Origin of the sequence: Variovorax sp. RA8, from assembly GCF_901827175.1 — a bacterium.
GTDB lineage: Bacteria > Pseudomonadota > Gammaproteobacteria > Burkholderiales > Burkholderiaceae_C > Variovorax.
The window spans coordinates 2,298,485-2,312,715 of sequence record NZ_LR594662.1 but is presented as its reverse complement, the minus strand read 5'-3'; the positions used below and the strand labels follow the sequence as shown (position 1 = coordinate 2,312,715).

Genomic DNA, 14,231 nt, shown 5'->3' with positions numbered 1-14,231 from the left:
ACAATTGTGAACGCGATTATGAGCCGGGGTAGAAGGGTTTCCCGATGGAAGCCGGCATGTTGATGCGGATGAATGCGGGGTTGCGCGAGATCAGGGCCAGCACCACGATCGGCGCGATGTACTGCAGCATGCTGAGGAACTGGCTGGGCACGTTGACACCCGTGCTCTGCAGGTGGAAGCCCAGCATCGAGACTCCGCCGAACAGGTAGGCACCCAGCAGCACCCGCACCGGGCGCCAGGTGGCGAAGGTGGTCAGCGCCAGCGCGATCCAGCCGCGGCCGGCCACCATGCCCTCGACCCACAGCGGCGTGTAGACGGTCGAGAGATACGCGCCCGACAGCCCGCACAGCGCGCCGCCCGCGATCACCGCCATGAAGCGGATGCGCCGCACCGGGTAGCCCAGCGCATGCGAGGACTCCGGCGACTCGCCCACCGAGCGCAGCACCAGCCCGGCGCGCGTGCGGTACAGGAACCAGATCAGCCCGATGGTCAGCAGCACCGCGAAATACACCATCGGGTGATGGCGGAACAGCGCCGGCCCGACCAGCGGGATGTCCCCCAGCAGCGGCAGCGCGTAGTTGGTGCTCTCGGGCAGCTTGGCCTGCACGAAGTTGATGCCCGCGAAGGCCGAGAAGCCGACGCCGAAGAGGCTCAGCGCCAGCCCGGTCGCGTACTGGTTGGTGTTGAGCCAGATCACCAGGACGCCGAAGAAGGCCGCCAGCAGCGCGCCGGCCGCCATGCCGGCCGCGAAGCCCAGCCAGCTGTTGTGCGTGGTCACGACGGTGGCGAAGCCGGCGATGGCGGCGCACAGCATCATGCCCTCGGCCCCGAGGTTGACGATGCCGGCCTTCTCGTTGATCAGGAGGCCCAGCGCCGCGATCGCGAGCACGGTGCCGGCGCTGAGCGTAGAGCCCAGGAGGAGTGCGTAGCTTTCCATCAGAGGGCTCCTTCCGTAGCCTGGACAGTGACAGGCGCCGTCAGCGGCGTGCTCGCCTGCAGCGACGAGGTGCCCGCGGGCGCGGCCACCGGCTTGGGTGCCGACTTGCGCCGGATGCGGTAGGCGATCAGCGTGTCGCAGGCCAGCAGCGTGAACAGCAGCAGCCCCTGGAACACGCCGGTCAGCGACTTGGGCAGCCCCAGGCGCGACTGCGCCAGCTCGCCGCCGATGTAGAACATGCTCATCAAGATGGCCGAGAAGATCATGCCCACCGGATGCAGCCGCCCGACGAAGGCCACGATGATGGCCGCGAAGCCGTAGCCGGCCGGCACGTAGGGCGTGAGCTGTCCGATCGGGCCTGCCACTTCCAGTGCACCCGCCAGCCCGGCCGCGCCGCCCGAGGTGAGCAGCGCGATCCAGATTGCGCGCCGTGCCGAGAAGCCCGCGTAGCGCGCCGCCGCCGGCGCCAGCCCGCCGACCTGCTGTGCGAAACCGGCCCGCGTGCGGAACAGGAACACCCAGAGCGCCGCCGCGCCGATCAGCGCGATGATGAGTCCGATGCTAACGCGCGAACCCTTCATGAGCCGCGGGATCTGGGTCACCGCCTCGAAGGTCTTCGTCTGCGGGAAGTTGTAGCCCATCGGGTCCTTCCACGGGCCGTAGACCATGTAGCCCAGCAGCAGCGTCGCCACGTACACCAGCATCAGGCTCACGAGGATCTCGTTGGCGTTGAACTTGTCGCGAAGGAAGGCGACGATGCCGGCCCAGACCATGCCGCCCAGGATGCCGGCCACCAGGATCGCGGCCACGATCCACGAACCGGTGCTCTTGTCGGCCATCAAGGCCACGCCGCCGGCCGCGATGGCGCCGAAGACGAACTGGCCTTCGGCGCCGATGTTCCACACGTTGGAGCGGAAGCACACGGCCAGGCCGAGAGCGATGATGAGCAGCGGCGTCGCCTTGACCATCAGTTCGCCCAGCGCATAGCCGCTCTTGATCGGCTCCCAGAAGAAGACCGCGAGCCCCTTGACCGGGTCCTTCCCCAGCGCCGAGAAGAGCGCCATGCCGATCAGCACCGTGATCAGCAGCGCGAGGATCGGCGAGCCGTAGCTCCAGAAGCGCGAGAGCTGCGGACGGGGTTCGAGCTTAAGCATGGGCCACCTCCTCTTGCGGCATCGCCTGGGGCCGGGCGCCCCACAGGCCGCTCATCCACTCGCCGATCTGCGGCACCGTGGCGGCGGCGCGATCGACGGAGGGCGAGAGCCGGCCCTTGGCGATCACGTGCAGCCGGTCGCTGATCTCGAACAGCTCGTCCAGCTCCTCGCTCACCACCAGCACGGCGCAGCCGGCGTCGCGCAGTGCCAGGATCTCGCCGCGGATCAGCGCTGCCGCGCCCACGTCCACGCCCCAGGTGGGCTGCGAGACCACGAAGATCTTCGGGTCGGCATCGATCTCGCGCCCGACGATGAACTTCTGCAGGTTGCCGCCCGAGAGCGAGCGCGCCGCCGCGCCCGGCCCGCCGGCCTTGACCTTGAAGCGCTCGATGATCCGCCCCGCATGCTGCTGCAGCGCGCCGGTGCGGATCCAGCCACCCTTCCCCACCGCGTTGCTGCGCGTGAGCAGCATGTTGTGCGCCAGGCTCAGCGTCGGCACCGCACCGCGGCCCAGCCGCTCCTCGGGCACGAAGTGCAGGCCCAGCGCGCGCCGCCGGCGCGGACGGAAGTGCCCGGCCGGCTGGCCGAAGACTTCGATCATTCCGGCCTGGGCGCGCGTGTCCTCGCCGGAGAGCGCGTACAGGAGCTCCTTCTGGCCGTTGCCCGACACACCCGCGATGCCCACCACCTCGCCGGCGCGCACCTCGAGCGAGACGGCGTCGAGGTCGACGCCGAACTGGTCCTCGCGCGGCAGCGTCAAGGCCTGGACCCGCAGAGCCACGGCCCCTGCATGCACCGGCCGGTGCTGCAAGGGCGGTGGTTCCGCACCGATCATCAGGCGTGACAGCGATTCGTTGCTCTCCTGGCGCGGGTCGCACACGCCCGTCACCTTGCCGCCGCGCAGCACGGTGCAGGCGGTGCACAGCTCGCGGATCTCGTGCAGCTTGTGGCTGATGTAGAGGATGCTGCAGCCGTCGGCAGACAGCTTCTTCAGAACCACGAAGAGCTTCTGCACGGCCTGCGGCGTCAGGACCGAAGTCGGCTCGTCGAGGATCAGCAGCTTGGGATCGGTCAGCAGGGCGCGGATGATCTCGACCCGCTGCATTTCGCCGACCGATAGCGTATGGACCGGCCGTGACGGGTCGATGTCGAGCCCATACTCGCCGGCCTTGGCCACGATGCGGCGCGTGACCTCGGCCAGCGTGAGGCTCTTGTCCAACCCGAGCCAGACGTTCTCTGCGACGGTCAGGGTGTCGAACAGGCTGAAGTGCTGGAACACCATGCTGATGCCCAGCGCCCTCGCCTCCTGCGGGTTGCGCACGCTGACGGGCTGGCCGTTGAACGTCACGCTGCCCTCGTCCGGCTTCACCGAGCCGTAGATGATCTTCATCAGCGTGGACTTGCCGGCGCCGTTCTCGCCGAGCACGGCATGGGTCTCGCCCGGCGCCACCGTCAGCGATACGTCGCTGTTGGCGACGACCGAGGGATAGCGCTTGGTGATGTTGGAAAGCTGGAGTCTGTGGATTGTCATGCCTGTGCCTGGCCTCTGGGTTTTCGGATCGCCCTGCATCGCCCTGGGGGGCGATCGCATTATTTTCTGCCGTTCAGTGTCCGCCTATGTAGATGAACTTGAAGAGGAACACGCCGCCGATCAGCCAGACCATCCAGTGCACCTGCCTGGCGCGCCCGGTGAACAGCTTGAGCACCGCATAGGTGATGAAGCCGAAGGCCAGGCCGTTGGCGATCGAGTAGGTGAAGGGCATGGCCAGGGCGGTCACCGCGGCCGGGATCACCTCGGTCGTGTCGTCCCAATCGAGTTCGGTGATGTCCCTCAGCATGAGGCATGCCACGAAAAAGAGCGCAGGCGCGGTGGCGTAGGCGGGCACGGCGCCGGCCAGGGGCGAGATCGCCAGCGCAGCCAGGAACAGCACCGCCACCGTCAGCGCGGTGAGCCCGGTGCGCCCGCCGGCCTGCACGCCGGCCGCGCTCTCCACGTAGGCCGTGGTGCTCGACGTGCCCAGCAGCGAGCCGGCGAAGATCGCGCCGCTGTCGGCGAGCAGCGACTTGTTGAGCCGGTCCATCTTGCCCGGCACCAGCAGGCCGGCGCGGCGGGCCACGCCCATCAAGGTGCCGGTGGCGTCGAACAGCTCGACCAGGAAGAACACCAGGATCACGTTGAGGATGCCGCCCGACAGCGCCGACTTGATGTCCAGCTGCAGGAAGGTGGGCGCGATCGACGGTGGCGCCGCGAACACGCCGTGGAAGGTGTTGCCGGCGAAGAAGAAGGACAGCACCGTCACCGTGATGATGCCGATCAGGATCGCGCCCGGCACCTTGAGGCGGTCGAGCACCACGATCAGGAAGAAGCCGATGGTGGCCAGCACCGCCTGCGGCGTGTGCAGGTCGCCCAACGTGACGTAGGTGGCCTTCGACGGCGCGACGATGCCCGCGCTCTTGAGCGCGATGATCGCGAGGAAAAGCCCGATGCCCACCGTGATCGCCAGCCGTATGGACTGCGGGATGCCGCGGATGATCAGCTCGCGCAGCCGGAACACCGTGACCAGCAGGAACAGGCAGCCCGAGACGAAGACCGCGCCCAGCGCCGCCTGCCAGGTGAAGCCCATCTGCAGCACCACCACGTAGGCGAAGTAGGCGTTGAGCCCCATGCCCGGTGCCAGCGCGATCGGGTAGTTGGCGTAGAGGGCCATGATCCCGGTGCCCAGCGCCGCGATCAGGCAGGTGGCGACGAACACCGCGTCCTTCGGCATCCCAGCGTCGCCCAGGATCGAGGGGTTGACGAAGATGATGTAGGCCATCGTCAGGAAGGTGGTGAGGCCCGCCACGATCTCGGTGCGCACCGTGGTGTTGTGCTCCCTGAGCTTGAACAGGCGTTCTGTCCAGCCGGCCGCGGGCCCCTGCGTTGTGAGGGTCGGCGTGTCGTGCCCGGGCATGCCGAGCACCTGCTCTGTACGGTTCATCGCGTTGTCTCCGAGTCTTTCTGTTGTGGCGTTGGGCAGCTGTCGCGACGCCGGGCGCGAGTGGGTAAAGAGGCCGGCTATCCGGAGCCGGCCGCCGAAGGTGCGGGCCTCAGCGAGGCCGCCACCGATTTGGTCCGCTCGCGCAGCCAGCGCGCCGAGCTGGAGGAATGGGTGCGCTCATGCCAGAGCTGGTAGTACATGAGGCGCGGCAGCTCGACCGGGCACGGGAGGATCGCGACCGGCAGCCGCTCGACGAAGCGCTCGCAGTATTGCCGCCCCGTGGTGAGCACCAGCAGGCTGGAGGCCACCATGTCCGGGATCAGCCCGAAATGCGCGCAGCGCGCCGTGATGTTGCGCTGCCGGCCCACCTCGTCGAGCATCTGGTCGATGATGCCGCGCGCGCCCGGGTGCAGCGGCGTGGGCGCCACGTGCTCGGCCGCGAGCCAGCTCTCCAGGTCCCAGCCGCGGCGCACGGCCGGATGGTCCTGGTTGACCAGGCAGACGATCTCGTCGCCGAAGAGCCGCGCCATGTGCAGGTCCTCGGGCGGCTTGAGCCAGTTGCCGATCACCAGGTCCACCTGGCCGAGCGACAGGTGCGCGTGGTAGTCCGAGTCGGACGAGAGCGCATGGATCTCGATGCGACACAGCGGCGCCTGTGCCTTGACCTGCGCCACCAGCATGGGCAGGAAGAGCGGGTCCAGGTAGTCCGAGGCGGCGATGCGGAAGGTGGTCTGCGCGGTCTGCGGATCGAAGCCCCGCGCGTCGGAGAACAGCATCTCCGCCGCGCGCAGGATGCTGGCGGCCGGGTCGATCATGCGCAGCCCCGCGTCCGTGGGCACCATGCCCGAGCCCGAGCGCACCAGCAGCGGGTCGCCCGAGAGCTCGCGCAGGCGCTTCAGCGCGGCCGAGACGGCCGGCTGGTACATGCCCAGGCGAATGGCGGCGCGCGAGACGCTGCGGTCGGTCAGCACGGTATGAAGCACCCGGATGAGGTGCAGGTCGATCTTGTCCAGAAGCGCTTGGTCTCTCATGAGCTGCCCGCAGGGTGATGCCGATGTCCGGGCAGTTATACAGCGCGGCATTCACATCGATCCCCTTGTTCAACGGGCTGCTTCAGGCCGAGGCCGCCTGCGCGGCCGCCACGGCCGTGACCGCGCGCAGGATGGATTCGCTGGTGGCCGGCGCCGTCAGCGGCGGGTCCACCCGGTGCTCGCCCACCGCCGACACCGCGTCGCGGATCGCGAAGAAGACCGAGAAAGGCAGCAGGAGCGGCGGCTCGCCCACCGCCTTGCTGCGGTGGATCGAGTCCTCGAAGTTCTGGCCCTCGAACAGGCGCACGTTGAAGACCGGCGGGCAGTCGTTGGCCGTCGGGATCTTGTAGGTGCTGGGCGCGTGGGTGGTGAGCAGGCCGGTCTTCGGATGCCAAACCAGCTCCTCGGTGGTGAGCCAGCCCATGCCCTGGATGAAGGCGCCCTCGACCTGGCCGATGTCCACCGCAGGGTTGAGCGACTTGCCGGCGTCGTGCAGGATGTCGGCACGCAGCAGCTTCCACTCGCCGGTGAGCGTGTCGACGATCACCTCGCTCACGGCGGCGCCGTAGGCGTAGTAATAGAAGGGGCGGCCCTGCATCTTGTCCTTGTCCCAGCTCAGGCCGGGCGTGGCGTAGAAGCCGTCGGACCACAACTGCACGCGGTCGAGGTAGGCCTCGCCGACGACAGTGCTGAAGGACAGCGAGCGGCCGGCGACCTCGACCTGGTCGTTGGCGAAGCGCACGTCCTCGGCCTTGCCGCCATGGCGCGCGGCGGCGCAGGCGGCCAGGCGCTCGCGGATCTGGCGTGCCGCGTCCTGCGCGGCCTTGCCGTTGAGGTCGGCGCCGGTCGATGCCGCGGTGGCCGAGGTGTTGGCCACCTTCTGCGTGTCGGTCGCCGTGACGCGCACGCTCTCGAAGCTCACGCCCAGCTCGTGCGCCACCACCTGCGCCACCTTGGTGTTGAGGCCTTGCCCCATCTCGGTCCCGCCGTGGTTCACCAGGATCGAGCCGTCGGTGTAGACGTGCACCAGCGCACCGGCCTGGTTGAAGTGCTTGACGTTGAAGGAGATGCCGAACTTCAGCGGCGCCAGCGCGATGCCGCGCTTGAGCACCGGGCTCGACTTGTTGAAGGCTGCGATCTCCTCGCGCCGTGCGCGGTAGGCGCTGGTGCCCTCCAGCTCGGAGACCAGCTCATGGATGATGTTGTCGGACACCACCTGGCCGTAGGGCGTGACGTTGCGCTCGCCCTTGCCGTAGAAGTTCACGCGCCGCACGTCCAGCGGATCGCGGCCGAGCTCGCGCGCCACGCTGTCGAGGATGTTCTCGATCGCGATCGCGCCCTGCGGCCCGCCGAAGCCGCGGAAGGCGGTGTTGCTCTGCGTGTTGGTGCGCCCCGAGTAGCCGTGCATCGCCACGTCGGGCAGCCAGTAGGCGTTGTCGAAGTGGCACAGCGCCCGCGTCATCACCGGGCCCGAGAGATCGGCCGAGTGGCCGGCGCGCGAGACCATGCTGATCTCGGCGCCGAGGATGCGGCCCTCGTCGTCGAAGCCTACTTCGTACTCGTACCAGAAGCAGTGGCGCCGCCCGGTGATCAGGAAGTCGTCGTCGCGGTCCAGCCGCAGCTTGACGGGGCGCTTCAGCTTGTTCGCCGCCACCGCCGCCACGCAGGCGAAAAGCCCCGACTGCGACTCCTTGCCCCCGAAGCCCCCGCCCATGCGCCGGCACTCGACCTGCACCGCGTTGGCATGCAGGTGCAAGGCATGCGCCACCAGGTGCTGCATCTCGCTCGGGTGCTGGGTCGAGCAATGCACGTGCATCGCGCCACCCTCCTTCGGGATTGCGTAGCTGATCTGGCCCTCGAGGTAGAACTGCTCCTGTCCGCCCACGTCGAGCGTGGCCTTGAGCCGGCGCGGCGCCCTGGCGATCGCAGCCTGCGCGCCGCCTTCCTGGGTGCTGCGCACCAGGTGCATCGGCGGCAGCACGTACTGGCCCTTCTCGTGCGCCTGCTGCGGCGTGATGACGGGCGGCTCGGCCTCGATGTCCAGCGCGTCCTTCGCGCGGGCGGCGGCGCGGCGCGCGGCGTCGCGCGTCTCGGCGATCACCGCGAACACCGGCTGGCCCAGGTAGCGGATGTCGCCGCTGCAGAGGATCGGGTCGTCGTGGACGATCGAGCCGCAGTCGTTGCTGCCCGGGATGTCGGCCGCGGTCAGCACCGCCACCACGCCGGGCATGGCGCAGATCGCCTCCAGGTTCATGTTCTTGAGCCGCCCGTTCGCCACCGGCGACAGGCCGAGCGCGCAGTGCAGGGTGCCCGCGAGCTCGGGGATGTCGTCGATGTAGGTGGCTTCTCCCGCCACGTGCAGGTGCGCCGACTCGTGCGGGCGGCTGATGCCGACGCGCGCGCCGTCGTCGTGCGCCTTCGCCTCGGCATGCACGTCGATGCGCGCGGCGGTGTTCTTCAGGTAGTCGGCGAAGGCTTCGGCCGATTGCAGCAGTGCGGGGTCGAGCGGCTTGTTCATGTTCAGACTCCTTCGGCGGCGGCGGCAGCAGCGGTTGCGTGCGGCATCGCGCTCCAGACGCTGGTGGCTTCCACCGGCAGCGGCTCCTTCGTGCGCGTTTCCAGCCACAGGCGCTGCAGCAGGTTCTGCGCCACCAGCAGGCGGTAGTCGGCGCTGGCGCGCATGTCGGTCAGGGGCTTGAAGTCCTGCGCCAGCGCCAGCTTGGCGGCGGCGACGCTGGCCTGCGTCCAGGGCTTGCCCACGAGCGCGGCCTCGGCCTGCGCCGCGCGCTTGACGACCGCGGCCATGCCGCCGTAGGCCAGCCGCACTTCCTTGACGATGTCGCCGTCGAGCTCGACCGCGAAGCCGCCGCACAGCGCCGAGATGTCGCAGTCGAAGCGCTTGCTGATCTTGTAGGCCCGCACCTGGCGCTTCATCGCCGCCAGCGGCAGCACCAGGCCCTGCACGAACTCGCCGGGCTCCAGCCGGTTCTTCATGTAGTCGACGTAGAACTCGGGCAGCGGCATGCGGCGCACACGCTCGCCGCGGCGCAGCTCGATCTCGGCGTCCAGCGACATCAGCACCGGCGGCGAGTCGCCGATTGGCGAGCCGTTGGCGACGTTGCCGCCCATGGTGCCGGCGTTGCGGATCGGCGGCGAGGCGAAGCGCAGCCAGACGTCGGTGAGCGCGGGCACCCGCGCCGCGAGCGCGCGGAAGGCGTTCTCGAGCGAGGCGCCGGCGCCGATGTAGAGAGCGGGGGTACCGTCGACCTCGCGCTCCTCCACCACCTTCATCTCGGCCACGTCGCCCACGTAGATGATGTCGCCCAGGTCGCGGAACTGCTTGTTGACCCACAGGCCGACGTCGGTGGAGCCGGACAGCAGCTGGGCGGCCGGCTTGGCCTCGCGCAGCGCGGCCAGTTGCGCCAGCGTCGTCGGTGCATGGAAATGGTCCAGCCGCTGGCCCAGCGGCGCGACGTAGTCGAAGCTCGCCTGGTGCTTGAGGCTCTGGAGCGCGGCCACCACCGGCTCCGTGTCCAGCCGCACCGCCGGCAGGTCGAACATGCGCTGGCCGGCGTCGAGGATCGGCCGGTAGCCGGTGCAGCGGCACAGGTTGCCCGAGAGATCGTCGGCCAGCTGCTGGCGCGTGGGCTGCGTGCCCGCGTTCCGGTGGTGCTCGTAGGTGGACCAGAGCGACATCACGAAGCCCGGCGTGCAGAACCCGCATTGCGAACCATGGCAGTCGACCATGGCCTGCTGCACCGGATGCAGCTGGGTCGCCGCCTGCTTGTCGCGCGGGGCCCGGTCGCGCCGGCCGGTGCACTGCGCCTTGAGGTCTTCGACCGTGAACAGCGCCTTGCCGTGCAGCGTGGGCAGGAATTGGATGCAGGCGTTGACCGTCTGCAGCCGCAGGCCGCCCACCGCATCCTTCTCGCCGGCCTCGGCCAGTTCGCCGATCGCCACCGTGCACGCACCGCAATCGCCCTCGTTGCAGCCTTCCTTGGTGCCGGTGCAGCGCGCGTCCTCGCGCAGCCAGTCCAGCACCGAGCGGGTGGGATGCACGCCGCTCACGTCGACGATCCGGCCGCGGTGGAAGAAGCGGATGGGTTGGGTGCTGGCGTTCATGCTCATGGCTCGTGGGGGCGGTCTTCGTGGCGATCAAAAATCGTGCCTGCAAAGGTATTCCTTTGCGAAGCCGTACGCATACGGACGCGCCCATACGGCCTATGTGGGGCTTGCTATATAACGCCCGGGAAAACCCTTGTTTCGGGGGTGTTCGGCCGACGCAGGCCGCAAACTGGGCACGTCCGACAGAATCCAGCATGAGCCCGAGCACGCAACAAATCAACTTCCAGGTCGGCGACCATGGCACCGTCTCGGGACTGGTGCAGATGCCGGCCGACCCCATCGCCTGCTACGTCTTCGCCCATGGCGCCGGGGCGGGCATGGGACACGCCTTCATGGGCGCTATGTCCGAAGGGCTCGCAGCGCGTGGCATCGCCACCCTGCGCTACCAGTTTCCGTCGATGGAACTCGGCAAGAAGCGGCCCGATCCGCCGCCCGTCGCGCATGCCGCCGTGCGCGCGGCGGTGGCGCAGGCGGTGGAGCGCTTCGGATCGCTGCCCCTCTTCGCGGGAGGCAAGTCCTTCGGGGGGCGCATGACTTCGCAGGCGCAGGCGCTCGATCCGCTGCCAGGGGTGGCCGGCCTCGTGTTCGTCGGCTTTCCGCTGCACCCGGCCGGGACGCCCTCGACCGGGCGCGCCGACCATCTGTCCGACGTGCACGTGCCGATGCTGTTCGTGCAGGGCACGCGCGACGAGCTTGCGGACCTGGCCAGCATCCGCGCCGTGGTCTCGAAGCTCGGTGCTTCCGCGACGCTGATGGAAATCGCCGAGGCGGACCATGCCTTCCACGTGCTGCGCCGTTCAGGCCGCAGCGACAAGGAGGTCCTGGCGGAAGTGCTCGACGGCATGGCGGCGTGGATGCGGGCATAACCGATGTCTGGCTGCAACTCGCACGCGCAGTCTGCGCTCTTCGTCGTCTTCAACGTCCATTCGGGGCGCGGCAGTGCGCAGGCCCTGCGCGAGGCGATCGCGCGCGCCTGCGCCGCGCAGGGCCGGGCGTATCGGCTCTTCGAAGTCTCGCGCCTGCACCGCCTGTCCGAACGGATCCGCGAGGCGGTCGATGCGGCGCGTGCCGAAAGCGGCGTGGTTGTCGCCGCGGGTGGCGACGGCACGATCAACGCCGTCGCGCAGGCGGTGCTGGGCAGCGGCTGCGCACTGGGCGTGCTGCCGAAGGGCACCTTCAACTATTTCAGCCGCACGCATGCGATTCCCACCGACATCGACGAGGCGCTGCGGGTGCTGCTCGGCGAGCGGCCGGTGCCGGTGCAGGTGGGCCTGGTCAACGATCGCGTCTTCCTGGTCAATGCCAGCCTCGGCCTTTATGCGCGCGTGCTGGAGGACCGTGAAGTCTACAAATCCCGCTATGGCCGCAGCCGGTGGGTAGCGCTTTGGGCGGCGATAGCGACCGCGATGCGCCCCCACCCCGGCTGGGATCTGCGCATCCGCTGGCACGGCGAGGAGCGCCTGGTGCGCACGCCGACGCTCTTCGTCGGCAACAACGCGCTGCAACTGCAGCAGGTCGGCATGCCGCGGCCCGAAGCGGTCGAGCAGGGCGAACTCACGGCCATTGCCCTTCGGCCGAGCAGCCGCCTCGCCATGTTCGCGCTGATGCTGCGCGGCGCCATGGGCCGGCTCGCCGAGTCGGACAACGTCATGCACGCCTCCTTCCGGTCGATGTCCGTCAGCCCGGCCAGGACCACGCGGCGCCACGCCAAGGTCGCGGCCGACGGCGAGGTGCTGCGCATGGCCATGCCGCTGCACTTCCGGGTCGCGCCCGAGCCGCTCTGGCTCATCAAGCCGGCCCGCAGCGAGCGGGAGGATGCGGGTCGATGAGCTGTTTGCTTCACATGTCCGATCCGCATTTCGGCACCGAGCAGCCCGATGTGATGCGTGCGCTGGCCATGCTGGTGCGGACCGAGCGGCCTGATGCGCTCGTGCTCTCCGGCGACATCACGCAGCGAGCGACGCGCGCGCAGTTCGCGCGGGCTCGCGCGTTCGTGGACAGCCTGGCCATTCCACGGCTGCTGGCCATACCGGGCAACCACGACATCCCGCTCTTCGCGCTGTCCACCCGCCTGCTGGCGCCGTATGCGCGCTACAGCGCGGCCTTTGGCGACGAGCTCGAGCCGGTCGTGGACTTGCCGGACTTCCTCCTCGTCGGCGTCAACACCACGCGCTGGTACCGGCACGAGAACGGCGCCACCTCCGCGCAGCAGGCCGAACGCGTGGCGCGCCGCCTCGCGAAAGGCTCGGCCCGGCAGCTGCGGGTCGTGGTGGTGCACCAGCCGGTCGCAGTCACGCGCGAAGAGGATCACAAGAACCTGCTCATCGGCCGCGAGGAGGCCATGCGGATCTGGGCCGAGGCCGAGGCCGACCTGGTCCTCGGCGGGCACATCCACCTGCCCTTCGTGCTGCCGCTGCACGAAGACGCCGGCGGGCCCGCGCGCAGGATGTGGTGCGTTCAGGCGGGCACCGCCGTGTCCACCCGGCTGCGCGCGGGCGCCCCGAATTCGGTCAACCTCATCCGCTTCGAAGGCGCAGACGGCGAACGGCGCTGCACCGTGGAGCAATGGGACTATGGCGTCGGCGTCGCGCAGTTCGGGCGTGCCCGCGTCCACAGCCTGGCGCTCGGCGCCGAGGCAAGGCCCCCGGCGCCTTAGTGCGCCGTCACAGCTCAGGCAAGCGCGCGCCGGCGCCTGGAAGCCCACTGCTTTATGGGGCCAGGGGGCGGCGGCGTTGTTGTTCCCATCATGCGATGCGGGCCGCTCAGGCCCGCCGAAGCGGAGAGCGCACGAAGGCTATTCAGGCGTTGCCGGTTGAGCCAGATCGCATCACGCAGCTGAGCGCTTCGCACACACCTCGCGCACGGCCTCGAGAAACATCGATGTGGCCGGGTGCATCGAAGCCGCGTGATTCGTGATGATCGCCACCGGATGCAGCGAAGCGGAAAGCGGCAGGTCCAGGGTCTTCAACAGGCCGATTTCCAGGAAGCGCCGCGCAACGCCGCTGGCGATCGCGGAAAGCAGCTGTGACTGGCGAAGGATCTCGACCAGCGTGAGAATGGAAGACGTCTCGACGGCCACGCGCGGAGGCGCTGCCCGGCGCCTGGCCAGGCCGGTGGCGACCAGGGCATACAGTTGGCCCGATCGTGCCGGAAGGATCCACTCGTAGCGATCGATGTCGGCATTCGTCCAGTCGGGTGATTCCAGCAGAGGGTGGTCGACCGCGCAGACGACGACGGTGGGCTCCTCGAACAAGGTCTCGTGGGAGAGGCCGCGTGCTCCGGCCAGGTGTGTTGCACGGCCGATCACGCAGTCGAGGCGTCCCTTCTCCAGCTGAGGAAGCAGCGTCGTCTCAAGGCCCTCCTGCAGTTCCACCTGGATGCCTGGCCGCGACCTGCTGAGGAGCGCGACCGCTTCGGGAACCAGCATCGATGCTGCAACAGGGAACACACCAACCCGCACCCGGCCTTCCCATCCATCGCGCAGCGCGCTGATCTCCGCGCGTGCGGCGTCCATGTCGGCCATGGCCTTGCGAGCCCAGTGAAGCAGCACCTCGCCTTGCGGCGTGATCTCGATGCCGTGTGCTGTGCGCTCGAAGAGGCGGGCCTCGAAGATCGATTCGATCTCCTGCAGCAGCTTGGTCGATGCCGGTTGCGACAGGAACAAGGCCTGGGAAGCCTGACGGATGTTCTTTCGTTCGGCAAGTATCTCGATGGCGACGAGATGCCGCATGCGCAAACGGCCAAAGAGCGAGCCGGCCGGGGGCGCAGCGTCCTCCTTGTCGTTGGAGTCGGATGCGAAGGGCATCACGGAATTATCCGGTACGGCCCGGCAAGGCCAGGCGCATTTCGGCCCGGGTTATACGCGTATCACTTTTTCGGATCCTGGCCCTGCAGCCCGGGGCGGTCGCCTATGCTGCGCCGAACGCTTCGTTCCACTTCGTTGCAGAGGACACCTTGTGAACGCACCCAGAATCCTGAGGAAGCTCCGGCTTTTGTGTTCAGTCGC

At 68.9% G+C, this 14,231-nt stretch carries 11 protein-coding genes; 3 read left to right on the top strand and 8 right to left on the bottom strand.

Features of this window, described 5'->3' with window-relative positions; translation table 11 throughout:
* Positions 1-16: 16 nt before the first annotated feature.
* The 7 genes from E5P3_RS11040 to xdhA all read right to left on the bottom strand — a co-directional run bounded on the left by E5P3_RS11040 (position 17) and on the right by xdhA (position 10,228).
* Positions 17-937: an ABC transporter permease gene (locus E5P3_RS11040; protein ID WP_162586010.1), complete on the bottom strand. Its 921-nt coding sequence runs from the start codon at positions 935-937 to the stop codon at positions 17-19.
* Positions 937-2,091 carry an ABC transporter permease gene (locus E5P3_RS11035; RefSeq protein ID WP_162586009.1) on the bottom strand — a complete coding sequence of 385 codons (1,155 nt, stop codon included), beginning with the start codon at positions 2,089-2,091 and terminating at the stop codon, positions 937-939. Before E5P3_RS11035 ends, E5P3_RS11040 begins: the two co-directional genes overlap by 1 nt.
* Positions 2,084-3,622 (bottom strand): ABC transporter ATP-binding protein, encoded by a 1,539-nt coding sequence (locus tag E5P3_RS11030; RefSeq protein WP_162586008.1) that lies wholly within the window; start codon positions 3,620-3,622, stop codon positions 2,084-2,086. The genes E5P3_RS11035 and E5P3_RS11030 overlap by 8 nt, the downstream gene beginning before the upstream one ends.
* Positions 3,623-3,695: 73 nt before the next feature.
* Positions 3,696-5,042 (bottom strand): NCS2 family permease, encoded by a 1,347-nt coding sequence (locus E5P3_RS11025; RefSeq protein ID WP_162589637.1) that lies wholly within the window; start codon positions 5,040-5,042, stop codon positions 3,696-3,698.
* A 104-nt stretch (positions 5,043-5,146) separates the two neighbouring features.
* Entirely contained in the window at positions 5,147-6,100 is a 954-nt protein-coding gene (locus E5P3_RS11020; protein WP_068676270.1) for a LysR family transcriptional regulator, read from the bottom strand.
* Positions 6,101-6,182: 82 nt separating this feature from the next.
* Entirely contained in the window at positions 6,183-8,618 is a 2,436-nt protein-coding gene (gene xdhB, locus E5P3_RS11015; protein ID WP_162586007.1) for a xanthine dehydrogenase molybdopterin binding subunit, read from the bottom strand.
* A gap of 2 nt (positions 8,619-8,620) precedes the next feature.
* A complete protein-coding gene (xdhA, locus tag E5P3_RS11010; RefSeq protein ID WP_162586006.1) occupies positions 8,621-10,228 on the bottom strand; it encodes a xanthine dehydrogenase small subunit in 1,608 nt (535 codons plus the stop codon).
* Between the two features lie 191 nt (positions 10,229-10,419).
* On the opposite strand from xdhA, the gene E5P3_RS11005 reads away from it, so the two are divergent.
* The 3 genes from E5P3_RS11005 to E5P3_RS10995 are packed head-to-tail and all read left to right on the top strand — an operon-like array spanning position 10,420 to position 12,881.
* On the top strand, positions 10,420-11,091 hold the full coding sequence (locus tag E5P3_RS11005; protein WP_162586005.1) for an alpha/beta hydrolase family protein: 672 nt from the start codon (positions 10,420-10,422) through the stop codon (positions 11,089-11,091).
* Positions 11,092-11,094: 3 nt separating this feature from the next.
* Positions 11,095-12,054 carry a diacylglycerol/lipid kinase family protein gene (locus tag E5P3_RS11000; protein WP_162586004.1) on the top strand — a complete coding sequence of 320 codons (960 nt, stop codon included), beginning with the start codon at positions 11,095-11,097 and terminating at the stop codon, positions 12,052-12,054.
* A complete protein-coding gene (locus E5P3_RS10995) occupies positions 12,051-12,881 on the top strand; it encodes a metallophosphoesterase family protein (RefSeq protein WP_162586003.1) in 831 nt (276 codons plus the stop codon). Before E5P3_RS11000 ends, E5P3_RS10995 begins: the two co-directional genes overlap by 4 nt.
* A gap of 171 nt (positions 12,882-13,052) precedes the next feature.
* Here the strand turns inward: E5P3_RS10995 and E5P3_RS10990 are convergent, their stop codons facing one another.
* Positions 13,053-14,030, bottom strand: coding sequence for a LysR substrate-binding domain-containing protein (locus E5P3_RS10990; protein ID WP_162586002.1), 978 nt, complete (start codon positions 14,028-14,030; stop codon positions 13,053-13,055).
* Positions 14,031-14,231 lie beyond the last annotated feature (201 nt).